The following is a 9,749-nucleotide window of genomic DNA, read 5'->3' as shown; positions in this document are numbered from 1 at the left end:
CATCAAATTTAACACTCCCTTCACCTCCAAATATGATTATTTCATATTTGGGGATTAATTAAAATAGTGGGCCATTTTTCAACTAAAAATCTGTCAAAAATGGACCACTATTAAAATATCATATACAAACCTCCCATTTTAACCGTCAGGAGTTTAAATGCTGCTGTGAAGGCCGTTATTGTAATGGCTTCCCGGCGGAAATGAACCCAGACCTGGTCGGCCGGCTGGAAGCCGTCCGGATGATGCTGGAAAACCCGATTATCATCACCTCCGGGGTGCGCTGCCCGGTTCGTAATGAAGAAGTCGGGGGGATTCCCCATTCCCGGCATCTCTTTGGCGATGCTGCTGACTGCTATGCTCCGGGGCTCTCAGTTTATGCTCTGGCCGCCGCTGCCATCGCCGCCGGGCTTGGCGTGATCATTTACGAAGATGAGGGTTTTTGCCATCTGGAAATTTAACCAGCATTTATAGGGTATGACTTGGGGACGTTACGGATGTCAACCCGATCGGGATGACGTACGAAATGTCTCCATGTCATGACCGAGCCACGCTGTAGCGATGACAAACAAAATGTCTCTTATCCAAATACTAAAAAAAGATGGCACCTTTTTCCAGTTCATTCCATTTATAAGTATAACCGATGAAAGGAGGTACACAAAATGCCAGTAACTACTGATTTTATCAGCAATAAGCTCCAGGTTCGTTCGAACCATGGGGTGGTCGACGGGAAAGAAGTGATTAAGTCAAAAACTTATTCCAACCTCAAAGAAACCGCCGTTGATGATGATATTTACGCTGTGGCTGAGGCACTTGCCAGCTTGCAGGTTCCCACCATGGAAGAAGTACTCAAAATCGAAACCACCCTACTGATTCCCGGGGTGTAACCCCAAAAATGTAGGTAGTTGCGAAAGTGCCGTGAGCTTTGACTCCAGTTTCGCACGAAACAATTGTTACACTGTACAGCGGACAGTTCGCTGAACTGTTCGCCTACACGTTACACAATTGTTTGTGGAAACTGCACCCAAAGCACCGATTGTTCGTACGATCGCAATTGTCTAACAAAAAATATAGCGAAAGGAGGTAAAATATGGCCGATATTAAAGCAACCATGGTTTTTGCCCGTGCCGATGGCAAGAATGCAACCATTTCCGTATCAGATGCCGATCCGGCGGTAACGCCTGCTGAAATCAATGCAGCAATGGATCAGATTCTGACCCGAAATGTGTTTGCCCCAGACAATATTGCCCTGGTAAAAAAAGTCAGCGGTAAACTGATTTCCACCACCACCCAGGACTTCGAAATGACCGTGTAGCCAAAGGCGGGGGAAACCCCGCCTGAGGTTCTCGAAAACTCCCGTACCGACCAATTGTTAATCTGTTGTACGCTACGGAATCGGACAGGCGATGCCGTGTCCGCTCCGATGCGCACAACATGATGTAACAATTGTCGGTACTGGGTTAGCTCTTTTGACAGGTAGCATATGAAAAGGGGACGTTTGATGGGGCGAGTCGAGGGGACGTTACGCCTATGATAGGGTATGACTTGGGGACATTACGGATGTCAGCCCGATAGGGATGACGTACGAAATGTCCCCATGTCATGCCCGCGCATCGCTGTAAATATAACGTCCCCCCGCCCATGAAAAAACATTTGTTCGCAAAACCATTGAAATAACAAACCAATTCATGTATAATACAAAAAAAGAACTAACGTTCCATAAGATTGAAAGAGGTGACAAGATGAAAAATAATGAAATGATTCGTTTGGTAAAAGGTGCCCGGCAGCGGGATACCCAGTGCCAGTTGGCTTTAATTGAGGGCTTTAAACCCTTGATGCTCTCAATGATCAGGCGTTATGTGTACGAAGTGGACGCTGTTGACGACTACCTCAGCGAAGCCGCCATCGTTTTGCTCAATGCCGTAGAAACCTATAATGAAGACCGGGGCGTGCCCTTTTCCGGCTATCTCAAAAAAGAGTTGTTCTATTATTTTGTCAATGTGGCCAAAAGCCATAAAAATTGCACCTCCCTGGATTTTTCACCCGGCGATGACGAAAATATTTCCCTGCTGGAGGTTCTGCCCGATCCCGCCGATATTGAAGGTGACTATGTACGGGCGCAAGACCTGTTGGCCTTACGGCAGTATCTGCCCTGCTTAAGGGAACGGCAGCGCTGGATTATTGAAGAACACTATGGCAAAAACCGCAGCTTCCGGGAAATCGCCGCCGCCCTGGGGGTTAGTGCCAACAGCCTGGTCAAACTCCACCGCCGGGCGATTAATGATCTGCGTACCCATTTCGGCCTCAATCTGATCAACTGATAGGGCGTGACTTGGGGACGTTACGCCTGTCAGCCCAGCGGGATGACAGGCGAAATGTCCCATTGTCATGCCCGAGCCACGCCGTAGGGATGACGTCCGAAACGTCCCCATGTCATTCCCATGTCATTCGAGCATAAAAAAAGACCACTCGCACGAGTGGTCTTTTGCTTTAGTACAGGCTGTTCTTTAAGTTATTAATCTCAATTTTGAGTTTGTCGGAGATTTCATTGAGCATCGACAGTTTTTCGTTGATCTCAACCATGGCGGCCTGATGCTCGCCGATGATTTTATAGGATTTGGCCGCTTGCGATTCCACCGAATTCATGCTGACCACAATGCTGTCCAGAATACTTTCAATCTTCTTGGCTGAATCCACACTCATGACCGCCAGTTTACGAACCTCATCGGCAACCACATTAAAGCCCCGGCCAAATTCCCCGGCCCGGGTAGCTTCAATGGCTGCATTAAGGCCAAGCAGGTTGGTCTGAGTCGCCACATCCCGGATAAACTTAAGAATCGAGTCGGTTTCCTTGACCTTATTTTTGGAAATAGTGGAAGATTCCAGCAGTTCGTCAGAGGCTTTAATTAAGGCTTCAATCTGAACTGAGAAGTTATTGACCACGTCGGTAACCGCCCGGATATTTTCAAACATATTTTCCGAAATATGCTGGAAGTTCTCGGTTTCATGAACCAGCAGACGGTTATGATGGCCCATTTTGGAAATGGAGTTGGCAAAAACATACAGCATATCCGCTGCGGCATTGATTTTATCCCGGGGGACAATCGTAATTTTTCTTAGGGCGGCGATATACTCATCCTCATCGACCCCGATTTCCCGGGCGATTTTTCTAAACTTGTCCTCATCCGGTGGCGCATCAAGCACCTGTCCACCAAGAATTGCCCCGATCTGCACCCCATCTACGACAATTGGCGCCGCAAAATCCACCAGTCCGGCATGACAGGAGTAAACCGCCGGTTTACCAGTGGTACCCGCTTTTTTACCACCATTGACATCACAGGAAATACAGCGTTTGTTGCCTTCGGCCGAGCCCCGGGTGTATTTCATGCAAAAATCGGTAAAGTTACTGGGCTCGGTAATCGACCCCTTGACATTATCAACAGAAATACTGGCCATCCCCAGAGCCTTGGCAAAACTATCCTGAAACTGCTGCAAGACGTGTAAATCAATGAGCTCATCGACAGTGTAGCTTAATTTCTTCTCCATTTTAAAACTCCTTCATAAAAAATTATCCCTAAGACATCATTTGTGTAATACTGATATCGTGTGCATAAGAAAATGTATTAATACTTATATTCCCATAATAGATACATTCTATCATGTCATTATAAAAAAGTCACCTATAAACCTTAACCCCCCGGAGATAAAAATTCACCCACCAGCTGGTAGGGCGTGAAAAGGGGACGTTACGGATGTCAGCCCGATAGGGATGACGTACGAAATGTCCCCTTTTCATGACCGGGAGCCGCTGTAAATGTAAAATAAGAAATGTCCCATTGTCACATCCGGGAATCGCCGTAGCTTATGCGCTCCCTTGTGCCCAACCTTAATTAACCATAAAATTATAAATTTCTACCCGACCTATGCTATAATATAAAGAAGAGAACCGATCAATCAAAAAAATCCTGGCACATAATCTGCCACACCTTGCCTTTTTCTGATGTATCAACGATAATAGGCAGTATGTATAAGCATAGGGGATGACTTCCTCCTTGTGCGCCGAAAAAAAGTTAAAATTCCATGCAATAAAACGTTAGTTTAAAACGTTACTATAATGTTGGGGGTTATCCTGATGAAGCTTTTTCTTTCCATGATGGTATTAAACGACACCGTCAGTACAGAAAAACAAAAACTGAATATCGATGAAGCCATCTTCACCCGGATTGCCAATGATGATATGGCAGCTTTCGAAGAATTATACCGTCTGACGGAACGCACCGTCTACGCCTTTGTATTGTCAACCTTAAAAAACCATGACGATACCCTCGATGTGGTTCAGGACACCTACTTAAAGATTCGAGCCGCCGCCCATCTCTATCAGCCCATGGGTAAACCGATGGCCTGGGTGTTTACCATCGCCCGGAATCTTTCAATCAGCAAAATCCGCAGCAAACAGAAAAACGACTGCATTGAAATGACCGATCTGGAAAATGATTTGAATTTTTCCTACGTTAGTGACCAGGAAGACCGCCTGGTAATTCAGACTGCGCTAAAAATACTAAGCAGCGAAGAAATCGAAATTATTTTATTACATGCCATTTCCGGCTTTACCCACCGGGAAATTGCCAAAAATCTGGATATGAAGCTTTCAACCGTCCTCTCTAAATATCATCGGGGACTGAAGAAGCTGAAGAAATATCTCATCGAACAGGAGGTGTTAAGATGAGCACCCACAAAAAACTAAATATAGAAGCCTCCCTTTCCCGCAGTATCAGCCAGGCTCCCGGCCTGGATTTTGATAAACTGGCCGCCATCCCGGTCATCAAAATGACTGGGCACGACACGATCACCCGGCAAACCCTGGCCCCGACTAAAGCCCGGAATACCAGTCAGCGGTATTTCAAGCCCATTTCCATGGCGGTAGCCGGTGCACTGGTCATGATTGTCTGTATCACCACCTGGTTTGGCGAGTTTAAATCGCCTGAGAGCATCATCGCCCTTGACGCCAATCAGAGCGTCGAGATCGTTACCAACAAGCACAAGCAGATTTTGTCGGTTAAAGCCTTTGATCAGGATGTCCAGGAGTTGCTTGATGAAGAGAACCTCAGCCAGTCCAATCTGGAAGACTCGGTGGGGGTCATCATCACTGCCATGATTAAAAACGGCTATCTGGATGAAACCAAAAGTGTGGTGATGATCACGGTCGAAAACCAGAATACCGCCAAAGCCGATGATCTGGCCGTCACCCTTAATCAGGTGATTAAAGACTCGGCCACTGCCGAAAACATCAGTGCCACCGTCGTCCGGCAAACCGTCACCCCGGATAGCCAGGCCGTCACCGAGGCCGAGCAGTACAGTGTCACCACCGGTAAGCTCAATGTGATGAAGGAATTAATCGCCGCTGACAGTACCCTGACCATGGAAAGTCTGGCGGGCATGTCGCTGGCCGATTTACTGGCCGTATCCAAGGAAAAGGCAGTCGATCTCACCAAGGTGATTGTTGTCGATGAACCGGAAAAAGAGACCAAGGAAGTCACCACCCCAGTAGTGGAAACCCCGGCGATTGCCCCACCGGCCACCACCGAAACCAGTGTGGATACCAACGGTACCGGCAAGGTAACCAATACGCCAGATCCGGCCGTGGTTGCGACCCCGGAAACCCCGGTGGTTACCACCCCGGAACCCCAACCCACCACCGAACCGGTTGTCTCCCCACCGGATGAAAAAACACCGGAAGCAGTGGATGACGAGAAAACACCGCTAAGCGAAGAAAAAACGCCATTAAGCGAGGAGCAGACACCCTTAAGCGAAAACGATCCGATCAGCGAGCCGCCAACGAGTGAGTAGGGCGTGACTTGGGGACGTACCGCCTGTCAGCCCAGCGGGATGACAGGCGAAATGTCCCCATGTCATGCCCGGGCAGTGCAGCGTGTAGGGGCGTTTATTAATCGCCTGGTTCATGCCCATGCTTTTCAGCAAGTCGAAGATAAAAATAAAAAAAAATAAAATCCGGTGCAATAAAACCTCAATCCTGGGCGTTAACCAATTGTAGAGTCAAAAAGCGTTTATTTATTGAAGTTTGAAACCGGAAAGGAGCTGATCGCTGTTATTCTTGAGAAAGGAACCCTTGATTTAAAGTTTGGCAGTCGGTTTGGTCAAAAATTGAAAGTGATGGATACATTGTTTTTCTGAAATATCAGAATGTGTCAAAGATGTGAGCTAAACCCATTATTGTTTCGGTTTTGTAATGTAAAAATCACGAATTTTATTCAAAAAAACATCGATATTTATTGCAAAACATCGTAAGAAGGTGTAGAATCATACAAGAACGCTCTTTCTCGGTTTACCGTTTCACTGTATTGGCAAACCAGCTTTTTTAAAAAGCCCAGGATGGTTTGCATAGCTAAAAATTAGGAAGGAGGAAAGAGGGACAGTTTTAACTGTAAACCAGGAACAACAATAAGGAGCAAGATTAAGCTCTGGAATTTCCAGGCGATTAGTGATGAGCTATTGCTGGAACTTCCGGATAAAAAAACCCAAATTTTAACAACGGAGGAAACAAAGTATGAAGAAGATTACTGTTAGCATTTTAACAACATTGTTAATGCTATCCATGGTATTCTCCTCAAGCGTATTCGCAGCTGAAAAAGAACAGTCAGCCTGGGATTCGTTTTTAGGATTATTCAGTGCTAAAACAGCTGCAACATCAGATGTTGGCGTTGAGTACCGTGGACACATTCAAAACGTAGGAAATTATCCACTGGATGGTTCCTGGATTCAAGGACCAACCGAATTAGGTACAGAAGGTAAAGGCCTTCGATTGGAAGGATTCTGGATTCAATTAGATGGCGATGTGCCAGCAGACGCACACATTGAATATCAGGTTCACGTACAAAACGTGGGTTGGATGGATCCAGTTCAAGATGGCGAATTTGCCGGTACTGAAGGAAGAAGCTTACAAATTGAAGCCATTAAAATTTCTTTAGTTGATGACGAAGGCGTTCAATTAGAAGATTACTCAGTAGTATACAGTGGCCATGTACAAAACATTGGCGATGTAGGTCCTTTTACTAATGGCGAACAATTAGGAACAGTTGGTTCTTTCTTACGATTGGAAGCAATCGAAGTTGAAATCGTTCAGAACCCAGCTGACTTAACAGAATACAACGCCGCTTTAGCAGCTGTAACTCAAGCTGATTACACAGCAGCTAGCTGGACAACTTACCAAGCAGTTGTAAATGCTAACAAAATGACTGAAGATAATCTTCAATCAGAAGTTGATGCAGCAACAGCAAATATTACCGCTGCTCAGGCTAACTTAGTTGCAATTCCAAAAGTTGTAAGCGTAGCAGTGCCTAATGCAAAACAATTAGTTGTTACATTTAACAAAGCAATGGATAAAACAACTTTATTAGCTAATACTACTACATCTCAAACAACTGATGATTATGTTTTATCAGTTGATGGAAGCGGTAAAACTGTAATTGGCATTGCATATTTAGATGCTCAAATTGCTGTAAATAGACCTTCAATCACAGGTGCCGCTGGTGGTGCTACAGGTGCCTTAAGTGCAGATGGAAAAACATTAACCATCACTCTACCAGGCGCTGAATTCTTCAAAGATCGATATACAGTAACAGTAGGAACACCTATTAAAGATACTACTGGTTTAGCTTTACCAGCTGTATACACAGCTAATATTAATGTAACTGATACAGCAAGACCTACACTTGTTGGAGTGACATATACAAACTTCCAAATTGCAAAAGTAAGCTTTAGTGAACCACTCGCTGCTGCTGGAACAGTAACTTATGCTTTACCAGATGGTACAGCGATTACGACACCAGTTGCTTCAGTAGATGCAGATGGAAAAATTCAGATTGACTTAACAGGGATTGCCGCAACTGATGTAAATAAAAATATCACTGCAACAATCATTGGTGCAACTGATTATGCAGGTAATGTAATTTCACCAAATCCAATTACTGTAACAGTGATCAAGAATACTCAAGATACAACAAAACCAACAGTTTCAAGTGTTACTGTAACAAGTAATACTACATTTGATATTAAGTTCTCAGAAGCTCTGATTTCTGATCCTACAATTGCACCCATTACAGCATCTGCTGTCACAGTTGTTAAAGATATAAATGATGCAACTGTTTATCATGCAACAGTTGCTGCAGCAAAAACAGGATTACAAACAGTTTCTGTAACAGCATTCTCTGATTTGTCAAACAATGCAGGTGATGTCCCAGCAAACAAAGTTGTAAACTTCTCTGCTGATACAGCAGCACCAACAATTACTTCATCGAAAGTTGAAAAAATTGATGGTATTGAATACTTAGTATTAACGTACAACAAAAATGTAACTGCAAATGCAGGTGTTACTATTAATGGTTCCTATGTTGATAACTATGTAACAACACCTATGCCAGCATTAACTACTGGTGCCGCAAATACAGCATTTGCACTGTATAAACCAGTTGATGGCAAGTCTATGTCAGTACAACTGGAATTAACAACATTGACAAAAGCAGCTGAATACACAGTTACTTTACCAGCAGCTTTAGTTACTGACTTGTTTGGTAACAATAACGCAGAAGTAACTAACTTCAAATTCACAAGAACATCCAATGCTAGTACTTCAGCACCAAAATTAGATACAACTTATGGTACTAATGGTGTATTAGTAGTTGATAACAACACAATTCGAGTACAATTTGATAGACCAGTTGCAGGAGCAAGTGCTCTCACACTTTCAAACTATGCACTTGAAGGAACCGTATTAGAGAGCGTTACTTTACAATCTAATACAACAAACGGTCTTGTTGAATTAAAAATTGCTAAAGACTCAAATACTCTAACTGGTTCACGTACCTTAACTGTAAGTGGTGTAACTAGCCAGACTGGCGATGTAATGGCAACTGCAACAGTAGCAGTTGCACTTAACGAAAATGTACGACCAACAGTAAAAACAGCACAAGTAACTACAACTAGTGTTATTACTTTAACAACTTCAGAAGATATTAACCCAGCAACAATTGCAGCTGGAGATTTTGAAGTATATGTTGGTGGTAATAAAGTGACTACAGCCGTTACTGCAGCAGCTGGTGGTACTGCAAAACAGATCACACTTACATTAGCTGTTCCATTAACAGCAACAGATTTATCAGCAGGCGTAGTAATTAAACCAGCAACTGGTATTACAACAGCTGATACAGTTGGAAATGTATTAAACTTAACTCAAATTACAGTTACTCAGTAACTAGAAAAAAGAGATAAATTTTAATATATTTAAAGATTCAAAAGACGATCCCAGTTCTTCGGAACTCGGATCGTCTTTTTTTTTGGAGACACGGGGACGTTTCTGGTGTCAGGTGGAGACACGGGGACGTTTCTGTTGTCACATTTAGAAGAACGTGATAGAATGTAGTAAAGAGGAATAAGAAGTGAGGTAAAAAATGGCGAGGCAGGCAAGAGTAAGAAGTATGACAGGTATTTATCATGGAGACACGGGGACGTTTCTGTTGTCACATTTAGAAGAACGTGATAGAATGTAGTAAAGAGGAATAAGAAGTGAGGTAAAAAATGGCGAGGCAGGCAAGAGTAAGAAGTATGACAGGTATTTATCATGTGATGTTAAAAGGGATAGACAGTCGAAACATATTTATGGATGATGAAGACAAAATGTACTTTATGGAAAAACTGAAGCGAGCTAAGGAAACGGGAGAATTTAAACTCTATGCTTA

The 9,749-nt window shown here is 43.9% G+C and carries 9 protein-coding genes; 8 read left to right on the top strand and 1 reads right to left on the bottom strand.

All coding sequences use genetic code 11. The features are described from left to right. Positions 1-122: 122 nt before the first annotated feature. The 4 genes from ACWI_RS18240 to ACWI_RS18225 all read left to right on the top strand — a co-directional run bounded on the left by ACWI_RS18240 (position 123) and on the right by ACWI_RS18225 (position 2,318). On the top strand, positions 123-458 hold the full coding sequence (locus ACWI_RS18240) for a D-Ala-D-Ala carboxypeptidase family metallohydrolase (RefSeq protein ID WP_084633898.1): 336 nt from the start codon (positions 123-125) through the stop codon (positions 456-458). A 201-nt stretch (positions 459-659) separates the two neighbouring features. After that, entirely contained in the window at positions 660-884 is a 225-nt protein-coding gene (locus tag ACWI_RS18235; RefSeq protein WP_070372874.1) for a DUF1659 domain-containing protein, read from the top strand. A 203-nt stretch (positions 885-1,087) separates the two neighbouring features. Next, on the top strand, positions 1,088-1,312 hold the full coding sequence (locus ACWI_RS18230; protein WP_084633895.1) for a DUF2922 domain-containing protein: 225 nt from the start codon (positions 1,088-1,090) through the stop codon (positions 1,310-1,312). 427 nt (positions 1,313-1,739) lie between these two features. Further along, the gene (locus ACWI_RS18225) at positions 1,740-2,318 is read left to right on the top strand and encodes a sigma-70 family RNA polymerase sigma factor (protein WP_070372873.1); all 579 of its coding nucleotides are present in this window, start codon (positions 1,740-1,742) and stop codon (positions 2,316-2,318) included. Positions 2,319-2,487: 169 nt separating this feature from the next. On the opposite strand, the gene ACWI_RS18220 is transcribed toward ACWI_RS18225, so the two are convergent. Then, positions 2,488-3,543, bottom strand: a complete 1,056-nt coding sequence (locus tag ACWI_RS18220; RefSeq protein WP_070372872.1) for a PocR ligand-binding domain-containing protein — start codon at positions 3,541-3,543, stop codon at positions 2,488-2,490. Positions 3,544-4,129: 586 nt separating this feature from the next. Here ACWI_RS18220 and ACWI_RS18215 point away from each other — a divergent pair. The 4 genes from ACWI_RS18215 (at position 4,130) to ACWI_RS18205 (ending at position 9,265) form a co-directional block, all read left to right on the top strand. Next, positions 4,130-4,723 (top strand): RNA polymerase sigma factor, encoded by a 594-nt coding sequence (locus ACWI_RS18215; protein ID WP_084633890.1) that lies wholly within the window; start codon positions 4,130-4,132, stop codon positions 4,721-4,723. Continuing rightward, positions 4,720-5,844, top strand: coding sequence for an anti-sigma-I factor RsgI family protein (locus ACWI_RS18210; protein WP_070372871.1), 1,125 nt, complete (start codon positions 4,720-4,722; stop codon positions 5,842-5,844). Before ACWI_RS18215 ends, ACWI_RS18210 begins: the two co-directional genes overlap by 4 nt. 3 nt (positions 5,845-5,847) lie before the next feature. Then, the gene (locus ACWI_RS19205) at positions 5,848-6,003 is read left to right on the top strand and encodes a hypothetical protein (RefSeq protein WP_175440990.1); all 156 of its coding nucleotides are present in this window, start codon (positions 5,848-5,850) and stop codon (positions 6,001-6,003) included. A gap of 559 nt (positions 6,004-6,562) precedes the next feature. Next, complete coding sequence (locus ACWI_RS18205) at positions 6,563-9,265, top strand: hypothetical protein (RefSeq protein WP_070372870.1); 2,703 nt, start codon at positions 6,563-6,565, stop codon at positions 9,263-9,265. Positions 9,266-9,749: the final 484 nt, after the last annotated feature.

The organism is Acetobacterium wieringae (genome assembly GCF_001766835.1).
GTDB lineage: Bacteria > Bacillota > Clostridia > Eubacteriales > Eubacteriaceae > Acetobacterium > Acetobacterium wieringae.
Note: the sequence above shows the minus strand (reverse complement) of the source record. Positions and strands in the feature narration are given on the sequence as shown.